This is a genomic window from Streptomyces sp. Y309 (genome assembly GCF_056712025.1).
In genome coordinates this window covers 2,157,309-2,176,748 of the sequence record NZ_CM160048.1, presented here as the reverse complement: position 1 = coordinate 2,176,748, position 19,440 = coordinate 2,157,309, and the positions used below count along the sequence as shown (strand labels likewise).

15 protein-coding genes are annotated in these 19,440 nt (G+C 74.2%); 6 read left to right on the top strand and 9 right to left on the bottom strand.

All coding sequences use genetic code 11. The features are described 5' to 3' along the window. Nucleotides 1–5: 5 nt before the first annotated feature. Nucleotides 6–2,636: a tetratricopeptide repeat protein gene (locus AC0KTA_RS08005; protein WP_481054417.1), complete on the bottom strand. Its 2,631-nt coding sequence runs from the start codon at nucleotides 2,634–2,636 to the stop codon at nucleotides 6–8. Nucleotides 2,637–2,674: 38 nt separating this feature from the next. Beyond that, nucleotides 2,675–3,184: a hypothetical protein gene (locus AC0KTA_RS08000; RefSeq protein ID WP_481054416.1), complete on the bottom strand. Its 510-nt coding sequence runs from the start codon at nucleotides 3,182–3,184 to the stop codon at nucleotides 2,675–2,677. 212 nt (nucleotides 3,185–3,396) lie between these two features. Here AC0KTA_RS08000 and phsA point away from each other — a divergent pair, with 212 nt between their 5' ends. Then, nucleotides 3,397–5,373: an O-aminophenol oxidase PhsA gene (gene phsA / locus AC0KTA_RS07995; protein ID WP_481054415.1), complete on the top strand. Its 1,977-nt coding sequence runs from the start codon at nucleotides 3,397–3,399 to the stop codon at nucleotides 5,371–5,373. 53 nt (nucleotides 5,374–5,426) lie between these two features. Here phsA and AC0KTA_RS07990 read toward each other — a convergent pair whose 3' ends face one another. Then, on the bottom strand, nucleotides 5,427–6,239 hold the full coding sequence (locus tag AC0KTA_RS07990; RefSeq protein WP_481054414.1) for a CTP synthase C-terminal region-related (seleno)protein: 813 nt from the start codon (nucleotides 6,237–6,239) through the stop codon (nucleotides 5,427–5,429). 87 nt (nucleotides 6,240–6,326) lie between these two features. On the opposite strand from AC0KTA_RS07990, the gene AC0KTA_RS07985 reads away from it, so the two are divergent. Together AC0KTA_RS07985 and AC0KTA_RS07980 are read left to right on the top strand one after the other, a co-directional pair. Beyond that, a complete protein-coding gene (locus AC0KTA_RS07985; RefSeq protein ID WP_481054413.1) occupies nucleotides 6,327–7,193 on the top strand; it encodes a LysR family transcriptional regulator in 867 nt (288 codons plus the stop codon). A gap of 48 nt (nucleotides 7,194–7,241) precedes the next feature. Beyond that, nucleotides 7,242–7,913 (top strand): PDZ domain-containing protein, encoded by a 672-nt coding sequence (locus AC0KTA_RS07980; protein WP_481054412.1) that lies wholly within the window; start codon nucleotides 7,242–7,244, stop codon nucleotides 7,911–7,913. Nucleotides 7,914–8,004: 91 nt separating this feature from the next. Here the strand turns inward: AC0KTA_RS07980 and AC0KTA_RS07975 are convergent, their stop codons facing one another. Further along, complete coding sequence (locus AC0KTA_RS07975) at nucleotides 8,005–8,751, bottom strand: metallophosphoesterase (RefSeq protein WP_481054411.1); 747 nt, start codon at nucleotides 8,749–8,751, stop codon at nucleotides 8,005–8,007. Between the two features lie 228 nt (nucleotides 8,752–8,979). On the opposite strand from AC0KTA_RS07975, the gene AC0KTA_RS07970 reads away from it, so the two are divergent. Then, complete coding sequence (locus AC0KTA_RS07970) at nucleotides 8,980–10,104, top strand: aminopeptidase P family protein (RefSeq protein WP_481054410.1); 1,125 nt, start codon at nucleotides 8,980–8,982, stop codon at nucleotides 10,102–10,104. Nucleotides 10,105–10,130: 26 nt separating this feature from the next. On the opposite strand, the gene AC0KTA_RS07965 is transcribed toward AC0KTA_RS07970, so the two are convergent. Together AC0KTA_RS07965 and treZ are read right to left on the bottom strand one after the other, a co-directional pair. Beyond that, nucleotides 10,131–11,132, bottom strand: a complete 1,002-nt coding sequence (locus AC0KTA_RS07965; RefSeq protein ID WP_481054409.1) for an aldo/keto reductase — start codon at nucleotides 11,130–11,132, stop codon at nucleotides 10,131–10,133. A gap of 107 nt (nucleotides 11,133–11,239) precedes the next feature. Then, nucleotides 11,240–12,997, bottom strand: a complete 1,758-nt coding sequence (gene treZ / locus AC0KTA_RS07960; protein WP_481054408.1) for a malto-oligosyltrehalose trehalohydrolase — start codon at nucleotides 12,995–12,997, stop codon at nucleotides 11,240–11,242. A gap of 182 nt (nucleotides 12,998–13,179) precedes the next feature. Between treZ and AC0KTA_RS07955 the strand changes: the two genes are divergently transcribed. Both AC0KTA_RS07955 and AC0KTA_RS07950 read left to right on the top strand, forming a co-directional pair. Next, a complete protein-coding gene (locus tag AC0KTA_RS07955) occupies nucleotides 13,180–13,980 on the top strand; it encodes a VOC family protein (RefSeq protein WP_481054407.1) in 801 nt (266 codons plus the stop codon). Nucleotides 13,981–14,172: 192 nt separating this feature from the next. Then, nucleotides 14,173–15,771, top strand: coding sequence for an FAD-dependent oxidoreductase (locus tag AC0KTA_RS07950; protein WP_481054406.1), 1,599 nt, complete (start codon nucleotides 14,173–14,175; stop codon nucleotides 15,769–15,771). Between the two features lie 15 nt (nucleotides 15,772–15,786). Here AC0KTA_RS07950 and AC0KTA_RS07945 read toward each other — a convergent pair whose 3' ends face one another. The 3 genes from AC0KTA_RS07945 to AC0KTA_RS07935 all read right to left on the bottom strand — a co-directional run bounded on the left by AC0KTA_RS07945 (nucleotide 15,787) and on the right by AC0KTA_RS07935 (nucleotide 19,257). Continuing rightward, entirely contained in the window at nucleotides 15,787–16,437 is a 651-nt protein-coding gene (locus tag AC0KTA_RS07945) for an HhH-GDP family DNA glycosylase (protein WP_481054405.1), read from the bottom strand. Further along, the gene (gene glgX / locus AC0KTA_RS07940) at nucleotides 16,416–18,614 is read right to left on the bottom strand and encodes a glycogen debranching protein GlgX (RefSeq protein ID WP_481054404.1); all 2,199 of its coding nucleotides are present in this window, start codon (nucleotides 18,612–18,614) and stop codon (nucleotides 16,416–16,418) included. The genes AC0KTA_RS07945 and glgX overlap by 22 nt, the downstream gene beginning before the upstream one ends. Before the next feature lie 109 nt (nucleotides 18,615–18,723). After that, nucleotides 18,724–19,257 carry a pep a2 gene (locus tag AC0KTA_RS07935; protein ID WP_481054403.1) on the bottom strand — a complete coding sequence of 178 codons (534 nt, stop codon included), beginning with the start codon at nucleotides 19,255–19,257 and terminating at the stop codon, nucleotides 18,724–18,726. Between the last annotated feature and the right edge of the window lie 183 nt (nucleotides 19,258–19,440).

Below are 19,440 nucleotides of genomic sequence, written 5' to 3'. Positions count from 1 at the left end.
GCCGCTCACCTCCCGCTCTCGTCGAACTGCCCGCGTACGAAGTCGAGTTCTGCCTGGGCCCGGTCGAGTTCCTCCATGAGTTCGGGATCGTCGGGAAAGTGCGCGAGCGCGGCGGTCAGCCGCTCGGTGGCCTCCTCCAGGGTGCTGCGCGCGCCGGACAGGCTGCCCGAGCCCCAGCGCCGCAGGGCGAGGACGCGCAGCACGATACCGAGGCTGAGCTGGGCGCGCCGCAGCCGCGGACTGAGCGCCACGGAGCGCCGCAGGTCCGCCGCGGACGCGTCCAGGTCGGCGTCCTCGCGGTTGGCCTCGCCGATGCCGCGGTCGGCGAGCACGCGGGCCAACTGCCCGTCCAGACGGGGCCGTTCGTTGGCGCCGATGACGGAGCGGGCCGTCTCCAGGGTGGTCACGGCCCGGTTCAGGCGCCCCGCGCGGTACGCCTCCTTGGCGGCGGCGAGCGCGAGCCCGACGATGTCCGCCTGGGTGTGCCGGTAGCGCTGCAGGCGTCTGCTGTGTACGAGGGCGCGACGCCAGCACGCGGCCGCCGCGTCGAAGTCGGGGCGGGCCGCGGCGAGTTGGTCCCTGCCGAGGGTGACACGGGCGTGCAGCGCCAGCTTGCGGGCGTCCCGAACGAGCCGCCGACGGCGATCGGGGAGCCCCGCGTAACCGGGATTCAACTCGTCGAAACGGGAACACCCCGGCTCACACACGGCTTCACGGACCAGGACGCCTCCGGGCACTGGCCCCGCCCCCACCACACCCGCCACGCCTACGACCGCACCTGCCGCCCCCTCGCTCACCGGGCCCTCGACGACCGGGCCCGCGCCTGCCGCGCCTCCAGCGCCCACCGCGCGTGCGGGCGTCACACCCGCTCGCGCCGTGTCCGCTGCGCCCTCGCCAGCCATCCCCGCGACGCCCGCGCCCGTGCCTGCCGCGTCTGCCGCGCGTGCGTCCGCCACGCCCGCTCCCGCCGGGCCTGCTGCGCCCGCGTCCGCCGCTCCCTCGCTCGCCGTGCCCGGGAGGTCCGCGCTCCCTCCGGCCACGTCCGTCGCGCCCTCGTCCGTCACGCCCCGGCCCGCTGTGCCCGTCGCGCCTGCGTCCGCCATGCGCGCTCCCGCCGGACCTGCTGCGCCCGTGCCCGCCGCTCCGTCGCTCGCTCCCGCCGCGCCCGTGTCCGTCGCGCCCGCTCCCGCCGGATCCGGCGCGTCCCGGCTCCCCGCGCGGCCCCGCGCGCGGCAGTCGCGGCAGCGCAGTTCGGTGAGGGCGGCGAGCGCGTCGCCGGGCAGCCCCGCGCTCAACTGCAGCTGTGCGAAGCCGAGTTCAGAGAAGGCGGGGACGAGTCGGTGGCGCTCGGGGTCGGTGGTGGCGGCGAACGCGCCGAACGCGCGGACCTCGTCGAGCGCGGCGATTCGCAGGGGCCCGCAGCGCAGCGGTTCGCCCCACTCGCCCGGAAACCCGCCCGCCTCGGCGAGGACCCGCGCCGCGTCGGCCTCGCGCCGGAGCAGCATCTCGGGCGCGACCCGGCTGCCGCCCCCGACACCCGTTCCCCCGTCGCCCGCGCCACCGCTGCCCTCTCCGGCGGCCTCCTCCCCGCCCGCCCCCGCTCCGGGCAGCCGCCGCGCCACCGCCTCCCTCAACCCCGTCCGCAGATCCGGCACCAGCTCGGCCCCCACCGTCACGCCGTACCTTCGCCCGGCCCCGCGCCGGACCCGCTCCCAGAAGAGGTCGTCGTACAGCAGCGCACCCCAGGCGGCGACGGCTCGCTCGCAGGGTGGGGGCGGCTGCCGCGAGGGGACTTCGGGGTCCAGGGAGTGGGGCGTCGGTGCGGTGAGGAGGGTGATCGCGAGTGCGTGGGTGACGCGGTGGTCGGCGGGGTCGCGCCGGGAGGCCGCGTCCAGCAGGTCGACGGCGAGGTCGCGCCGCCCGCCCACGGCCAGCGCGATGCCGTACAGCGCCGGGAAGCTCCCGGGCGCCCGCTCGAGCTCCCACGCGGCGCCCAACAGCCGCGCGGCCCGCGCCCAGTCGGCCCCGACGCCGTCACCGAGCGCGGTGAGCCCCGCCTTGCGCAGCAGGGCACCCACGCGACGTATACCGCACCCGGGTGCGGCCACGCCCGCGCCCTCCGCCGGGGCCACGCGGCCCTCCGCCGAGTCCACCCCCAGAACCGCCGCCACCCACCGCCCCTCGTCGTCCAGCACCCCACCCCGCGCCGCCGCGCGCAGGTCCGCCCGGGCCTGCTCCCACCGCCCCGACTTGGCGCGTACGTAACCACGTTGGACAACAGCACGCGGATGCGGGTCCGCGCACGCGAGGGAGCGGGTGAAGTGGTCCTCGGCCGCGGCGAGTTCGCCCTGGTGGGCCAGGGCGCAGCCGAGCCAGTACAGGGGAGCGGAGTCGTCGGGCGCCGCCTCCCGGGCGTGCCGGAACTCCGTGCGGGCGCCGTCGGCATCCCCGTCGGCCAGGCGTACGCGGCCGAGCCCCACGCGGGCGCGTACCACGACGTCCGGGGCGGGAGCGAGCGACAGGGCGCGCCGGAAGCACCGCTCGGCGCCGCCCCGGTCCCCGCGCCCGAGGCCCGACTCGCCCTCGGCGCACGCCGTCTCCGCGTCGGCGAGTGCCGACTCCGCTCGTGGCCCCACGTCTCACAAGCCCCCGATCAGCGGCCGCCGACGGGCCGTCAGCCCGCGCCCCCGGGCCGGTCGGCGGCCACCCTCGCCTCGTCCAACTCCGAGCGCCAGCGGCCCAGTCGGCGATCGTAGTGCAGCGGCCCCACCCGGAACTCCGTCAGGTCGAGGCCCAGCAACTGCTCATACGCCTCGGCGGGCAGCTCCGGTTCCAGCACCACGCTGAGCCCGCTCCGGTCGTCCTGGAGCACCAGCGGACGCGCCGTCCCGCCGGCGTCGGCACGGCTCGCCCCGCGCCGCACCACGCCCTTGAACGAAACGTACGCGTCCCGCACCGCCTCCGCGCCCAGGCCGCTGAGGAAGGCCTGGAGCGGCAGCGAGGCGAGCACCAGCCAGGGGAGGTCGGCCGCGCCGCGGTGACCGGCGGCGCGGCGCACGCGGGCGGTGCGGACGCCGAGCCCGTCGAGCGCCGCGACCAGATCCTGCCCGAGGGCGTCGGGGGCCTCCTCGTCGAGCAGCAGCTCCGCGCGCAGCGGCAGGGCGTCGGGCAGGGCGTCGGACATGGGGGCGGGTTCTCCTTCCGGCGGCGGACGCGGGCTCGGGCCCGGGGTGGCGGCGGGCCCGGACCCGGGACCCGCAGCCTAGGGGCGCCGCCCGCCCCCGCACCGGGAAACCCGGATCTCTCACCCGCACCAGCGGTACGTATGCGCGATTTTTCCGGAATACGGGATTCATGGAACTTTCGGGATAGCCCACGGGTCTTCTCAAGTGAAGGATGAAGCTGAATCAGACCGGAACACGGGGGTGTTCAACCTTGACCGACATCCACACCGACACCGGACTCCTCGCCGAGCCCGAGACGGAAGCCCTCACCGGAGACATCGGAGACACCGAAGATACCGAAGACACCGGAGACCGCCTCGAAACCCGCGAACTCGTCCCGTTCGCCGCGCCGTTAGTCGTCCCGCCCGTCCTCCGCCCCGCCGGAGGCGACGTGCGCGAGGAGACGGAGATCGCCGTCCGGCCCGCCTGGGTGCGCCTGCACCCGCAGCTTCCGCCGACCCTGATGTGGGGGTACGACGGGTGCGTGCCGGGCCCCACCATCGAGGTGCGGCGCGGCGAGCGCGTGCGGATCGCGTGGACCAACCGCGTGCCCAAGGAGAGCGAGTTCCCGGTCACGGCCGTCGAGGCGCCGGGCTCCACGCCGCCGCCGAGCACCCGCCCGGGCCGCGAAGGCGTCGAGCCGAACAAGGACGTGGCGGCCCTGCCCGCCTGGACGGTGACACATCTGCACGGCGCACAGACCGGCGGCGGCAACGACGGCTGGGCGGACAACGCGGTCGGCTTCGGCGACGCCCAGCTCTCGGAGTATCCGAACGACCACCAGGCGGTCCAGTGGTGGTATCACGACCACGCCATGAACATCACCCGGTGGAACGTGTACGCGGGGCTGTACGGCACGTATCTCGTCCGTGACGACGAGGAGGACGCGCTCCAACTCCCCTCCGGCAAGCGGGAGATCCCGCTCCTGCTCGCCGACCGGAATCTGGACACCGACGAGGACGGCCGCCTCACCGGCCGCCTCCTGCACAAGACCACGATCGTCGACCCGAAGAACCCGGAGACGGGCAAGCCGGTCTCGCTGCCCTTCACCGGCCCGTACACCACGGTCAACGGCCGCATCTGGCCGTACGCGGAAGTGGCCCCGGGCTGGTACCGCTTCCGCCTGGTCAACGCCTCCAACGCGCGGACGTACGACCTCGTCCTCGTCGACGAGGACAACGAACCCGTGCCGGGTGTGCTGCACCAGATCGGCAGCGACGGCGGCCTGCTGCCCCGGCCCGTGCCCGTCGACTTCGACGCGGCCCTGCCCACCCTCACCGTCGCGCCCGCCGAGCGCTTCGACCTGCTCGTGGACTTCCGTACGCTCGCGGGCAAGCGGCTCCGCCTGGTCAACAAGGGCCCGAACGCGGCGCCCGGCGTGCCCGACCCGGCGGGCGACGTGCGCTATCCGCACGTCATGGAGTTCCGCGTCGGCAAGGGCGACGGCGCCCGGGAGACCTTCCGGCTGCCGGAGGTCCTGTCCGGCTCCTTCCGGCCCATCGGGCACGGCGTCCCGCACGGCCACCGCCTCGTCGTGCTCACCCCGCCCGCCACCAAGGGCGGCGGCGGGCACCCGGAGATGTGGGAGATGGTGGAGGTGAAGGACCCGGGCTCCATCCGGGTCCCCACCGACGGCATCATCCAACTGCGCGGCCCGGACGGCGCCACGAAGACGTACCGCAGGATCGCCCGCACGTTCAACGACGGCCTCGGCTTCACCATCGGCGAGGGCGCGTACGAACAGTGGAGCTTCCTCAACCTCGCGGTGAACCCGAACGTGACCCACCCGATGCACATCCACCTGGCCGACTTCCAGCTCCTCGGCCGTGACACGTACGACGCCTCGGGCTTCGACGTGACCGTCGGCGGCACCCGCGCGCCCATCGCCCACGACCCGGCCACGCCGATTCCCCTCGCGCCCAACGAGCGCGGCTGGAAAGACGTGTTCCGGGTGCCGGGCGGGCAGATGCTGCGCGTCATCGGCAGGTTCGACGGGGCGTACGGCCGCTTCATGTACCACTGCCATCTCCTGGAGCACGAGGACATGGGGATGATGCGGCCGTTCGTCGTGATGCCCAAGGAGGCGCTGAAGTTCGACCACGGCGGCGGGCACGGAGGCCACGACGGCGGCCACGACGGCGGTCACTGAACTGGCGACCGGCACGACCGGGCGGCCGACCGCGGCGACCAGGGCGTGCGGGCTCAGGCGGCCCGTGCTCCCGCCGTCGCGTGTGCCACGGCCGCCCGGGCGAGCGCCCGCACGATCGGGTGCGGGCGCGAGCCGTCGCCCGACAGCTCCGGCTGGAAGAGGGTGGCCAGGAAGAAGGGGTGGCCGGGGAGTTCGGCGACGCGCGGCCGGCCCTGCTCGTCGGTGCCGGTGAGGCGCAGGCCGTGGGCCTGCAGGGTGGCCAGATGGCCGGTGTCGCCCGGGGCGTACGCGCAGTGGTAGCGCTCCAGGGTGCGGTCGGCGCCGAGCACCGACTCGGCGAGCGAGCCCGGCGTCAGCGTCACGGTGCCCTCGTGGCCGACCAGCGAGCAGGCGAGCCGCTCGATGAGCAGGTCGTCGGCGTCCGGGTCGTTCTCGCCGTGCGCGACCGACGTCAGCCCGCAGACGTTCCGCGCGAACTCCAGGAGCGCGTGCTGGAATCCGCCGCACGTGCCGAGGAACGGGATGCTCTCCTCGCGGGCCGTGCGGACCGCGGCCAGCGCGCCCGCCTCGCTGCGGTACGGGCTGCCCGGCAGCACCCACACCGCGTCGAAGCCGCGCACCGCGCCCGGCTCCTCGGCGTCGGGCGTCGGTATCCAGTACGCGTCCAGGACGAGGCCGTCGCGCTCGGCCAGCGCTTCCAGGAGGAGCGGGATCCGGGTGTGCGAGGTGACGTTGGGGGACCGGTCGCCGACCAGGGCGATGCGGGCGACGGGGGCCGAGGGTTCGTCGTGGGCCCGGGGTCGGGCCTGGGTCCGGGACGGGATGAGGGACTGGATTCGGGAAGGGGATTCGCTCATGACCGCCATCCTCGGCGGGCCTCCCCGTTCACGTCCAACGATGAAATCTGCACCCTCGATAAGCAACGCTGATGCTCGTAGGTGATGCTGCTCCGCATGGACCCGCACCTCCTGCGTACGTACGTCACCGTGGCCCGCCTCGCCTCGTTCTCCGCCGCCGCGCGCGAGCTCGGCTACACGCAGTCCGCCGTGTCCCAGCACATCGCCGCCCTGGAGCAGGACCTCGGCACCCCGCTCCTGGGCCGCCGCCCCGTCGCGCCCACCCGCGCGGGCGAGCGGCTCCTGGAGCACGCGGGCCCGCTGCTGCTGCGGCTCGACGCGGCGCGCGCCGAGGTCGCGGCCCTGGCGGGCGCGGCCGACGAAGGCCTCACGCTCGCCGCCGCGCCGACGGCACTGACGCCCCGTACGCTGCGCGCGCTCCCGCCGACCGGCGTCACCCTGCGCGTGCTGCCCCGCGCGGACGTCCCCGAAGCCGTCGCGACGGGCGCCGCCCACCTGGGACTCGTCGACGGACTCGCCGCGCCCAACGACCCGCTGCGCCTCGCCGACGTGGCACCGCTCACCACCCGCGGCGCGGGCCAGGAACCGGTCCGCGTCCTGCTGCCCGCCGGACACCCGCTCGCCCGCCGCACCGGCCTGCGCCTGGGCGACCTCGCCGACGCCCGCTGGCTGGACGCGCCCGGCGCGGGCCTGCCCCTGCACCAGCTCCGGGCCGCCCACGGCACCGGCGGCTTCCGCCCCGCGCTGCGCTACGAAGGCACCGACGTACGCACCCTCACCGCCCTCGCCGCGGCCGGCCACGGCCTCGTCCTGCTCCCGGAGTCGGCCGCCGCCGCGCCCGGCACCGTCGCCGTCCCGCTCACCGAGCCCCGGGTCGTCCACCGCACCGAACTCGTGCACGCCGGCGCGCTCCGCGGTGCCGCGGCCGCGTGGGCCGCACGCCTGGACGTCACCCGTTCGTGAATCGTCGCGCGGGGTCACGCCGGGTAGGGCTGTGGCCGGAGGCGAGCCATGGAACAGACCGCGTTGCGTCCGAAGCCCCTGCCGGGACACGAGTCGGGTCCCGGCCGTACACCCGCCAAAGACCCCCGACGACCGCACGCCGCGCACCGCCGCGGCAGGCGGCTGATCACCCTCCTCCTCGGCCTGCTCTGCGCGACGGTCCTGGTGCTCTCGGGCGTGGGCCTCGGCACTGTGGGCGCCACCGTCATCGGCATGAGCAAGCTCGCGGAGATGCAGCGGCAGGCGGGCGAGCAGGGGGCGCCCCCGCCGGGCGGTCAGGCGCCCGGGCAGGCGCCGCCGGGAGCGGCGAAGGAGCCCGGCAAGGGCCCGGGCGCGGCTCCCGGCGCGGGGCAGCCGGACCAGCAGACGTCCGCAGGCCAGGGCTTCGCGGGCGTCGGGCCGCGGTCCGCCCCGCGTCCCGCTCTCGGCGTCGAGGCCGTCGACGCCCCTCGCGGGGGCGGCGCCCTGGTCGTCGGGGTGCACCAGCCGGGCCCCGGCCACGCGGCGGGACTCGTCCGCGGCGACGTGCTCGTCGCGTTCGGCGACACCCGGGTGCGCTCGGCGGGCGACCTGGCGAAGGCGGTGGCGGCCGCCCGGCCGGGCAGGAACGTCACTCTGACGGTCCGTCACGAGAGTGGTGCGCGGCAGGTGCTGTCGGCACGGCCGGGTCTCGCCACGTGACCGTGCGGGGGTCTTGCCAGGTGACCGTACGCGGACCTCGCCACGTGACCGTACGCACGGCCCATGCGGGGCCCGCGCCGCACCGGACCCCTCACACCACCCTGAAGTGCGTCGTCAACCGCCGCTCGTCGTCCAGGACATGGAAGGCGAGGCCGACGGGCGCGTCCAGGTCGACCAGGCCCTCGCCCTCCCAGGGCAGCCGCAGCGTCGACACCACGCCCGGCCCGACGATCAGCGGCCGCCCGGCGAACATGGTCGCCGCCGGGGTGTGCGCGTGCCCGATGATCAGACCCACGATCTCCGGGTGCCGCTCGACCAGGTCGGCCAGCGGACGGGGCTGCCGCAACCGCCAGGTGTCCAGGCGCGGGTGGTGCATCCGGACGGGGTGGTGGTGGAAGGACAGGAGCACCGGCGTCGTGCCGCCGAGCGCGGCGAGCCGGTTCTCCGTCCAGGCGTACGTCTCCTCGTCGAGGAGCCCCTCGTCGCTGCCCGGCAGGCTGGAGTCCAGCATCAGGATCTCGGTGCCGCCGACGCGGTGGCCGCGGTTCACCGGCGCGCCGGAAGGAGAGTCCTCGCCGAGCAGCGCCGTGCGGTAGGGGCCGCGCGCGTCGTGGTTGCCGGGGCAGGTCAGGACCGGCCAGGGCGCGTCGGTGAACAGGACGCGCGTGGCCTCCTTGTACTCGGCCTCCGCGCCGTGGTCGGCGATGTCACCGGTCACCAGGAGCGCGTCCAACGGCCCGGGCAGCGCCCGCAGATGGTCCATGACGCGCTCGGCCCGCTCCGTCGCCCGCGCCGTCCCGTCCAGGTGAAGGTCACTGATCTGCGCCAGTACCAGCATGTCGTACGCCCCTCCGCACCGAAGTGATCTAATGGCTGAGGGGAAGCCAAGCATTAGTTGGACGGGTGGCGGAACGGCCAATCGCACACCGGTGGCATCCGCGCCCGGGCGCCGTGGAACGCGCGCCACGGCCCCGCGCCACCGGATCCACCGGGATACTCACTCGCGGGGCCCGGGTCCGCCGGGCAGGATGCTGGGGGAGATGCCACAGCCAGCCCAGGAGGCCCGATGACCGTCACGCCCGCCCCGTTCACCGCCGACGACTACAGCGCCCGCATGGACCGTGCCGCGCGCGCCGCGGCCGACGCGGGCCTCGCGGGCGTGCTCGTGGCGCCCGGGCCCGACCTGGTGTGGCTCACCGGCTACCACGTGCCCGCCGACACCGAGCGGCTCACCCTGCTCGTCATCGCCCCGGGACAGGACCCGGTCCTTGTCGTGCCCAAGCTGGAGGCGCCCGACGCCGAGCGCGCGGCGGGCGCGCCCGCGCTGACCCTGCGGGACTGGACGGACGGCATGGACCCCTACGGCGTGACCGCGCCCCTGCTGGACGCGCGCGGCCGCTTCGGGGTGAGCGACAACGCCTGGGCGCTGCATCTGCTCGGCCTCCAGCGGCAGTTGCCCGACAGCTCCTACAGCGCCCTCACCGACGCCCTGCCGATGCTGCGCGCCGTCAAGGACGCCGCCGAACTGGAGCGGCTCGCCGCGGCCGGTGCCGCCGCCGACGCGACGTACGAGGAGATCCGGAAGGTGCCCTTCGCGGGCCGCAAGGAGACCGACGTCGCCGCCGATCTCGCGGACCTGCTGCGGCAGTTCGGGCACGAGCAGGTGGACTTCACGGTCGTCGGCTCGGGACCCAACGGCGCCAGCCCGCACCACGAGGCCGGCGACCGCGTCATCGAGCGGGGCGACATGGTGGTCCTCGACTTCGGCGGCCTCAAGCACGGCTACGGCTCGGACACCTCCCGCACCGTGCACGTCGGCGAGCCCGCCGCCGAGGAGCAGCGCGTCCACGACGTGGTGCGCGAGGCCCAGGACGCCGCCTGCCGCGCGGTCCGGCCCGGCATCGCCTGCCAGGAGGTCGACCGGGCGGCACGCGCGGTGATCACCGAGGCCGGGTACGGCGAGTACTTCATCCACCGCACCGGCCACGGCATCGGCGTCACCACGCACGAGCCGCCCTACATGATCGAGGGCGAACAGCAGCCGCTCGTACCGGGCATGTGCTTCTCCGTGGAGCCCGGCATCTATCTGCCGGGCCGCTTCGGCGTACGCATCGAGGACATCGTCACGGTCACCGAGGACGGCGGCCGGCGGCTCAACACCACCGCGCGCGAGCTGGCGATCGTCGACTGAGGCCGCCGCCCCTGGTGGGCCGCCGGTCAGCCGTGCGGCCGCTCCTCCGTGAAGTGCGCCAGCAGGTCGTACGGATACGGCAGCGGCCGCGCGCTCGCCTCCGTCAGACGGCCCTGCTGCTCCGTGGTCAGCTCCCAGCCCGCCGCGCCCAGGTTGTCGGTGAGCTGTTCCACGGAGCGCGCGCCCACGATCGGCGCGGTCACGCCCGGCCGCTGGAGCAGCCAGCGCAGCGCCACCTGCGCGGGCGTGCGGCCGGTCTCCTCGGCGACGGCGGTCACGGCGTCCACCACCCGCCAGGTCTCCTCGGTGGCGCGCTCCTGCCAGTCCCCGGCGCCCCGCGCCCCCGCGGGCGGCGCGTCCATGTCGCGCCGGAACTTCCCCGAGAGCCAGCCCGCCTGGAGCGGGCTGTACGGAATGACGCCGACGCCCTCGGCGGCGCTGAGCGGCAGCAGCTCCCACTCGGCCTCGCGCGCGAGGAGGTTGTAGCGGGGCTGGAGGCAGACGTACGGCTCCCAGCCGCGGGTGCGGGCCAGGTCGAGGGCCTTCTGGAGCTGGGCCGGGGAGACGTTGCTGGTGCCGAGGTAGCGGACCTTGCCCGCGCGCACCAGGCCGTCCAGCGTGGACAGGGTCTCCTCCAGCGGCGTGCGGGCGTCCCACACGTGCGTCTGGTAGAGGTCGATGTGGTCCGTGCCCAGGCGGCGCAGGCTCGCGTCGACCGCCGACAGGATGTGCTTGCGGCTCAGGCCGCGCGCGTTGGGGCTCTCGCCCGTCGGCAGGAACACCTTCGTGGCGATCACGAGGTCGTCGCGGCGGCGGCTCTTGAGCCAGCGGCCGAGCACCTCCTCCGACGCGCCGCCGCCGTACACGTCGGCCGTGTCGACGAACGTGCCGCCCGCCGCCACGAAGGCGTCCAGCATGCGGTGCGCCGTCGCCTCGTCCGCGCCGCCCTCGCCGCCGCCGAACATCATGGCGCCGAAGCACAGCTCACTCACCCGCAGCCCGGTCCCGCCCAAGTACCGCTGTTCCATGGGATCTCCTCACGTGTCCCGGCGCACGGTAAAGGCTGAAGTGCCCTTGAGGTCAAGGGTCTGCGTGACACGACAAGACCAAGGGCCCGCACGACGACGCCAAGGGCCTACGCCAGGGCCAGCACCGCGCACGACTCGCCCGGCAGCCGCAGCACCCCGTCCGCCCCCGGCGGTTCCACCGGCTCCCACGCGGCGAGCACGCGCGCGTGCGCCGCGCCCAGCGGGACCTCGGCCACCTCGCCCGACAGGTTCACGGCGATCCGCAGGTCCCCGCGCCGCACCGCGAGCCAGCGCGCCGCCTCGTCGTACGCGACGCGCACCGCCGCCAGATCGGGGTCGGTGAGGTCCGCGCGGGCGTGGCGCAGCGCGATCAGGTCGCGGTACCAGGCGAGCACGCGCGCGTGCGGCTCACGTTCCGGCTCCGACCAGTCGAGGCAGGAGCGCTCGCGGGTCGCCGGGTCCTGCGGATCAGGGATCTGTTCCTCCGCCCAGCCGTGCGCGGCGAACTCCCTCCGTCTGCCCCGGCGTACGGCCTCCGCGAGCTCCGGGTCGGTGTGGTCGGTGAAGAACTGCCACGGCGTGCGGGCCGCCCACTCCTCGCCCATGAACAGCATCGGCGTGAACGGCCCGGTGAGCGTGAGCGCGGCCCCGCACGCGAGCAGCCCCGGCGACAGGGTCGCGGAGAGCCGGTCGCCCTGCGCGCGGTTGCCGATCTGGTCGTGTGTCTGCGCGTAGCCGAGCAGGCGGTACGCGGGCGTGCGGGCGCGGTCGACCGGGCGCCCGTGGCCGCGGCCGCGGAAGCTCGAGAACGTACCGTCGTGGAAGAAGCCGCGCGTCAGGGTCTTGGCGAGCGCCGCGAGGGGCGCGGCCGCGAAGTCCGCGTAGTAGCCCTGGGACTCGCCGGTGAGCGCGGTGTGCAGGGCGTGGTGGAAGTCGTCGTTCCACTGCGCGTGCAGGCCGAATCCGCCGTCCGCGCGCGGGGTGATGAGACGCGGGTCGTTGAGGTCGGACTCGGCGATCAGGGCGAGCGGCCTGTCGGTCTCGGCCGACAACTCGTCCACGGCGGCGGCCAGTTCCTCCAGGAAGTGCCGCGCGCGCGTGTCCCGCAGCGCGTGCACGGCGTCCAGCCGGAGCCCGTCGATGCGGTAGTCCCGCAGCCAGCTGAGCGCGCTGCCCACCAGATACGCGCGCACCTCGTCCGAGCCGGGCGCGTCCAGGTTCACGGCGGCGCCCCACGGCGTGTGGTGCGTGTCCGTGAAGTAGGGCCCGAACGCGGGCAGATGGTTGCCGGACGGGCCGAGGTGGTTGTGCACCACGTCGAGGACGACGCCGAGACCGTGCCCGTGCGCCGCGTCGACGAACCGTTTCAGCGCCTCCGGGCCGCCGTACGGCTCGTGCACGGCCCACAGCGACACGCCCTCGTACCCCCAGCCGTGCCGCCCGGGGAAGGGGCACAGGGGCATCAACTCGATGTGGGTGACGCCGAGTTCGGCGAGATGTCCGAGGTGCCCGGCGGCCGCGTCCAGGGTGCCTTCCGGGGTGTACGTGCCCACGTGCAGCTCATAGAGCACGGCGTCCCGCAGCCCGCGCCCGGCCCACGGCACCCGCCACGCGTACCGCCCGTGGTCCACGACCGCGCTCAGCCCGTCGGGGCCGTCCGGCTGCCGCGGCGAGCGCGGGTCGGGCAGCGCGGGGCCGCCGTCCACCGAGAAGCCGTAGCGCGTGCCGTCGCCTGCCGCCGCTTCCACCGCCCACCACTCGGGGCGTACCGCGTCCCGCGCCAGCGCGTGCGTGGTGCGGCCCGCCCCCTCCTCCAGGACCAGCTCCACCCGCTCGGCGCGCGGCGCCCACACTTCGAACCTCACCGGCAGCCCTTCGTCCGTCGTTGTAGCCGATTTCGCGCACCTCGGCGCCGACCGCCTCCACGCTACTCTCCGTGATCGCTCGACCGCCTGTCCTGCGGGGCGCTCGGGGCGCGGGCGGAGGATGATGGTGCGGGGGAGGCGGGGACGACGGAGCCGAGGGGCAACTTCAGGACGGTACGGCGATGAAGAGCCATGGAACAACCGCAAACGGGGTCGTGGAGAGCCGCTCGGTGTTCGGCGCGCCCTGCTGGGTCAGCCTGTCCACGCGTGATCTGCCGGCCGCACAGGACTTCTACCACGCCGTACTCGGGTGGGAGTGGCGGGTGGGCAAACTGGGTGACCAGTACAGATTCGCGAGTGTGAACGGAGTGCCGGTCGCCGGGGTGGCCGCCGTGGAGGCCATGGGGCACATGGCCGTCGCGTGGACGCCGTTCTTCGCCGTGTGCAGCGCCGACGAGACCGTGTCCCGCAGCCAGGAGCGCGGCGGGACCACCGCCGTCGGGCCGATCTCGTTCCCGCCGGGGCGCGGGGCGCTCCTCGCCGACCGCGACGGAGCGGTCTTCGGCGTCTGGGAGGGCGAGCTGGTGGCCGGCTGGGAGGAGTGGCGCCGCGCGGCACCCGTCTTCGTACGGCTGGTCACCCGGCACGCCTTCGAGGCCGCCATCTTCTACGGCGAGGTGCTCGGCTGGGAGTCCGGGGAGTCGGGGTGCTGCGAAGTCGACTACGAGAACGACGAGGTCGTGCTGCGCAGCAGGGGCGACGTCGTGGCTCGCATCCATTCGGGCGCCGTGGAGTCGGCGCCCGACCCCGCGATCAGGCCGCGCTGGCAGATCCACTTCGCGGTCGCCGACGTGGCGGCCTGCGTCCGGGCCGCGCGGGCCCACGGGGGCAGCGCCTGGTACGCCGGCGACGGCACGCAGGAGGCGGTCCTGAGCGATCCCGACGGGGCGCGCTTCTTCGTGAGTCCGCAGCCCGCGGCGTGAGGCACCGGCCTGCGGTGTGACGTGCCGGTCCTCGGTATGAGTCGCCCTGCCCGCCGTGTGAGGCGCCCCGCCCACGCGCGCGAATGTCACCGTGCGTAGTCGTCAGGAGCCGCCGGATCCCTTCTTCTCGTACGCTGAAGGAGGGACGCAGCCCCGAATGTCTTCGTCGCTCGCCGCCGTTTTGGGGGAGACATGAACGCACCACGCCCGTCGATCGACGAGTCGTACTGGATGGCGACCACACCCGCGACCCATTATCCGGCCCCGGACGCGGACCTGACCGCGGACGTCGCGGTCGTCGGCGGCGGCATCGCGGGCCTGTGCACCGCGTGGGACCTGGTCCGCGCCGGCCTCGACGTCGTCGTCCTGGAGGCGGACCGGATCGCCGCCGGCGTGAGCGGATACACCACGGCCAAGATGACCGCCGCGCACGGCCTCAGGTACGCGCGCCTGGAGGCGGAGCGGGGCGCCGACGACGCCGGTCTGTACGCGCTCTCGCAAGCGGAAGCGGTGGAGCGGACCGCGACCCTGTGCGCCGAACTCGACATCGACGCCGACTTGGAACGCGCCCCCGCCCTCACCTACCTGCGGGACCCCGGACGCGTCGACGAGCTGAAGCGGGAGGCGGCGGCGGCGCGCCGGGCCGGACTCGACGCCTCCTTCGTGACCGACACCGACCTGCCCTTCGCCGTCGCGGGCGCGGTCCGCGTCGAGGACCAACTCCAGTTCCACCCGCGGAAGTTCCTCCTGGCCCTGGCCGAACACCTCACCGGCGCCGGGGGCCGGGTCTTCGAGCGCGCCCGCGTCACCGGCCTGCACGACGGCGGCCACCGCTGCCGTCTGACCACCGAGAACGGCGCCACCGTCGAGGCACGCGACGCGGTCATCGCCACGCACTACCCCGTCTTCGACCACAGCCTGCTCTTCACGCTGCTCAAGCCCCGGCGGGAGCTGGTGATCGCGGCCCCGGTGCCGTCGGACGCGGCCCCCACCGGCATGTACATCACGCCGGAGGACAGGGTGCGTTCACTGCGCAGCGCCCCCTACGACGAAGGGCGCCGGCTGCTCGTCGTCACCGGCGAATCGTTCGAACCGGGCGCGGGCGACGTACAGGGCCGGTTCGCCCGCCTCGCGGACTGGGCGCGCGCGAACCTGCCGCACTTCGCCGAGGCCGACATCGGCTACCGCTGGGCGGCGCAGGACAACGACTCGATCGACCAGCTGCCCTACGTGGGCCACGCCCACCCCGGCACCCAGCACGTCTACGTCGCCACCGGCTTCGGCGGCTGGGGCATGAGCAACGGCGTCATGGCCGGCGGCCTGCTCACCGCCCACATCGCCGGCGGACCTCGCCCCGCCTGGACCGAGCTGTACGACCCGCGCCGACTGCCACCGGCCCGTGACGCGGGCCGGCTCGCCGCCCAACAGGCGGCTGTGGCCAAGCACTTCGTCGGCGACCGCCTGCACACCAGCCACGTCGACTCGGTGACCGACATCCCGCCCGGCAGCGGCGCCGTCGTCCGCCTGGACGGCCGGCGGTGCGCGGTCCACCGCGACGAGTCGGGACACGTCAGCGCACTCTCCGCGCGCTGTACGCACCTCGGCTGCCTGGTGCACTTCAACAACGCCGAACAGACCTGGGAATGCCCCTGCCACGGCTCCCGCTTCGCCACGGACGGCTCGGTCCTGCACGGCCCGGCCACCCGCCCCCTGGCACCACGTGAGATCCCGCAGCCCCCGGAGCCCCATGAGCCTCCGGACACCTCCAAGTCCCCACAGCCACCGGGCTAGCCCGCAGCCCCCGCCCTAGCCCGCCGCCCGGTCCAGGCAGTCCTGCGCCAGCTGCTTGTCGAGGGCGGCCCGGACGAGCGCCGCGGCCAGCACACTGGGCCGTGCGTTCCCCGAGAGTCGCGTCAGCGCGGACGCGTCCCGCGGCAGACCGAGGCGCTCCGCTCCCTGCAGCACCTTGGCGTCGAGGTATGGGCGGTATTCGGGCCACACGTCCTGCACTTCGCGCAGGAAGATGTCCGCGCCGGTGGGGCCGAGGCCCGGCACCTGACGCAGCAGCCGTTTCAGGACCTTCGCGTCGCCGTCGGCCTCCTCCCGGGGCCTGCGCAGGTCGCCGCGCCATTCGTCGAGCACGAGCCGGGCGCCGTCACCGAGTTGGGTCGACGTCCGTTCGTCGTAGCGCCGGTAGCCGCCGCGTCCCAGCGCGTCGACCCGCTGCTGCCAGGTGGCGTCGGCCATGTCCTGTGGGCCGCGCATCCCGGCCTCGTACAGCTCGCGGGTGCTTGCCACCGCCGCGGACGCCCGGATGCGGGCGCTGAGCAGGCACGACAGGACGAGCGTGCGGTAGAGCGGCTGGGGGGTGTCGGCCAACTTGATGCCCGCCTCCGCCGCGTACGTCTGCCCCGCGGTCCTGAGCAGCTCGCGCATCACGGCTTTCTGGTCGGCCATGGCTTCCTCTCCTCGGTGGTCGCGGTCATGTCGGTGGTCGCGGTCGTGGTCGAGGGCGTCGTCCGGGCGGGGCGGGACAGCAGGAGCAGGCTGTGCGGTCCGAGAGGGACGTCGCTGTCCGCCTTGTGTTCCGTCTCGTCCGCGAGGCCCCGTGGGTCCGTGGTGTCGATCCGGGTGGTCCAGCGCTCCCCGTACGTGCCGTCGGGCAGGTGGAAGACCACCGTTTCACGGAAGCTGTTCAGCAGCAGCAGGAAGGAGTCGTCCACCACGGCCCTGCCGTGGAAGTCGGGTTCCGCGATGGCGTCGCCGTTGAGGAAGACGCCGACGGCGTGGCCGTCGGGCCGCAGCCAGTCCGCGTCCGTCATCTCGCGGGCGTCGGGCCGCAGCCACACCAGGTCGGGCAGCGGCTGGCTCTCGTGCGTCGGGGTCTCGCCGCGGAAGAAGCGGCGTCTGCGCAGCACCGGGTGCGCGGCGCGCAGCGCGATGGCGCGCCGGGTGAAGTCGACGAGATCGCGCCGCTCCTCGTCGAGGTCCCAGTCGATCCAGGAGATCTCGCTGTCCTGGCAGTAGGCGTTGTTGTTGCCGTGCTGCGTGCGCCCCAGCTCGTCGCCGTGCGCGAGCATCGGGATGCCCTGCGACAGCATGAGGGTGGCGAGGAAGTTGCGCTGCTGGCGCCCGCGGAGATCGAGGACCCGCTGGTCGGCGGTGGGGCCCTCCACGCCGCAGTTCCACGAGCGGTTGTCGTTCTCGCCGTCCTGGTTGCCCTCGCCGTTGGCCTCGTTGTGCTTCGTCTCGTAACTCACGAGGTCGCGCAGCGTGAAGCCGTCGTGGGCGGTGACGAAGTTGACGCTGGCGCGCGGCCGGCGGCGATCGTGCTGGTAGAGGTCGGACGACCCGGTGAGCCGGGAGGCGAACTCGGCGAGCGAGTGCTCCTGGCCGCGCCAGAAGTCCCGTACGGAATCCCGGTACTTGCCGTTCCACTCCGACCACAGCGGCGGGAAGTTGCCGACCTGATAGCCCCCGTCGCCGACGTCCCACGGCTCGGCGATGAGTTTGACGCGGCCGACCACCGGGTCCTGCTGGACCAGGTCGAAGAACGCCGAGAGCCGGTCCACGTCGTGGAACTGGCGCGCGAGCGTGGCCGCCAGGTCGAAGCGGAAGCCGTCGACGTGCATGTCGGTGACCCAGTACCGCAGCGAGTCCATGACCAGTTGCAGCACGTTGGGGTGGCGCATCAGCAGGCTGTTGCCGGTGCCCGTGGTGTCGAAGTATCGGGCGGGATCGTCCTCGTCCAGGCGGTAGTACGAGGCGTTGTCGATGCCGCGGAAGGCGAGGGTGGGGCCGTGCTCGTTGCCCTCCGCCGTGTGGTTGTAGACCACGTCCAGGATCACTTCGAGCCCGGCCGCGTGCAGCGCCTTCACCATCGACTTGAACTCGGTGACCTGCTCGCCGCGGCCGCCGTGCGCCGCGTAGGCGTTGTGCGGGGCGAAGAAGCCGATGGAGGTGTAGCCCCAGTAGTTGGACAGGCCGCGGTCGCGCAGGAAGCCGTCCTGTACGAACTGGTGCACCGGCATCAGTTCGACGGCGGTCACGCCGAGCGAGGTGAGGTGGTCGAGGACCGGCTCGGTCGCCAGGCCCGCGTATGTGCCCCGCAGCTCCGGCGGGACCTCCGGGTGCCCGCGGGTCAGGCCCCGCACGTGCGCCTCGTAGATGACGGTCTCGGCGTACGGCCGCCGGGGCGGCAGGTCGCCCTCCCAGGGGAAGGACGGGTCGGTCACCACCGAGAGCAGGGTGTGCGCGGCGCTGTCGGCCGGTTCGGGCCCCCGCGCCGCCCGCTCGAACAGCGACGGGTCGTCGACCCAGTTGTCGGGGTGCCCCTCGATCGCCCTGGCGTAGGGGTCGAGCAGCAGCTTGGCGGGGTTGCACCGGTGGCCCCCGGCGGGGTCCCAGGGGCCGTGCACCCGGTAGCCGTAGCGCTGCCCCGGGCCGACACCCGGCAGGTAGCAGTGCCAGACGGAGCCGTCGACCTCGGAGAGGGGGACGCTCCGGTGCCTGCCGTCGTCGTGCATGAGGACGAGGTCGACGCGCTCGGCGACCTCGCTGAACAGGGCGAAGTTCGTTCCCTCACCGTCGAATGTGGCGCCCAGGGGGGACGGGCTTCCGGTCCAGGTGCGCACGCGACTGCCTCCGTACGGATGGGGCGGGGGCCTTGGTGGGCCACGGTCGACACGGCCCGGCGCTCTCACGTCGGCGCCATCGGCCGTGTCGCTCGACCTCGCGTCGCCGTCAGCGCGTGTCCGTCGACGCGACCAGGGCGGCGGCGCCGGTCGACGCGGCCGCGTCGACCGAGGCGGCCAGCACGGCCGCGCTCTCCTCGCGCGGCACCCGCTTCGCCTCGCGCAGGCTGGGCGCGGGCGTCGTGGGGGCCAGCCGCGCGTACTCGGGGGCCCGGGCACGGCACGAGAACCAGATGATCTTGCCGTCGGTTCCCGGGCAGCTTCCCCAACCGTCGCTCAGCGCGGCGATCTGCGCCAGGCAGCCCTGCGGCTCGTAGTGCCGGCGGGGCACGTCGCGGTCGTTGTCCGACACGGCGGTGATGAGGTGCTGCCCGTTCCACCACATCTCGACGGAGGTCTTCTTGTCCGTGCCGTGCTCCTCGATGGCGCGGAGCAGCACGCAGGTGCAGTGGCAGACGTGTTCGACGAGAATCCCCAGCCCCCAGTGCCGCAGATGCGCGGCCAGAATGCGCCTGACCTGCTCGATCCTCTCCGGCGTGATGTCCACGTCGAGGTGGTAGTAGCAGGGGATCGCGGGGTTCATTGCTCTCGGCTCCTCTCGGCGAGGCTCCCGCTCCTCCCGGCCCCACGGGCCGGACCCCGAACACGAAGCGTGAGCGTTGATCGCTCCTGAGTAAGTAACAGAGTGAAAGCACTACTCCATTCGCGCAACACGAGAGGCCGAAGCCCTGGTCGCGCCAGGTGGAGCCAGGTCGTTGAAAGCCCA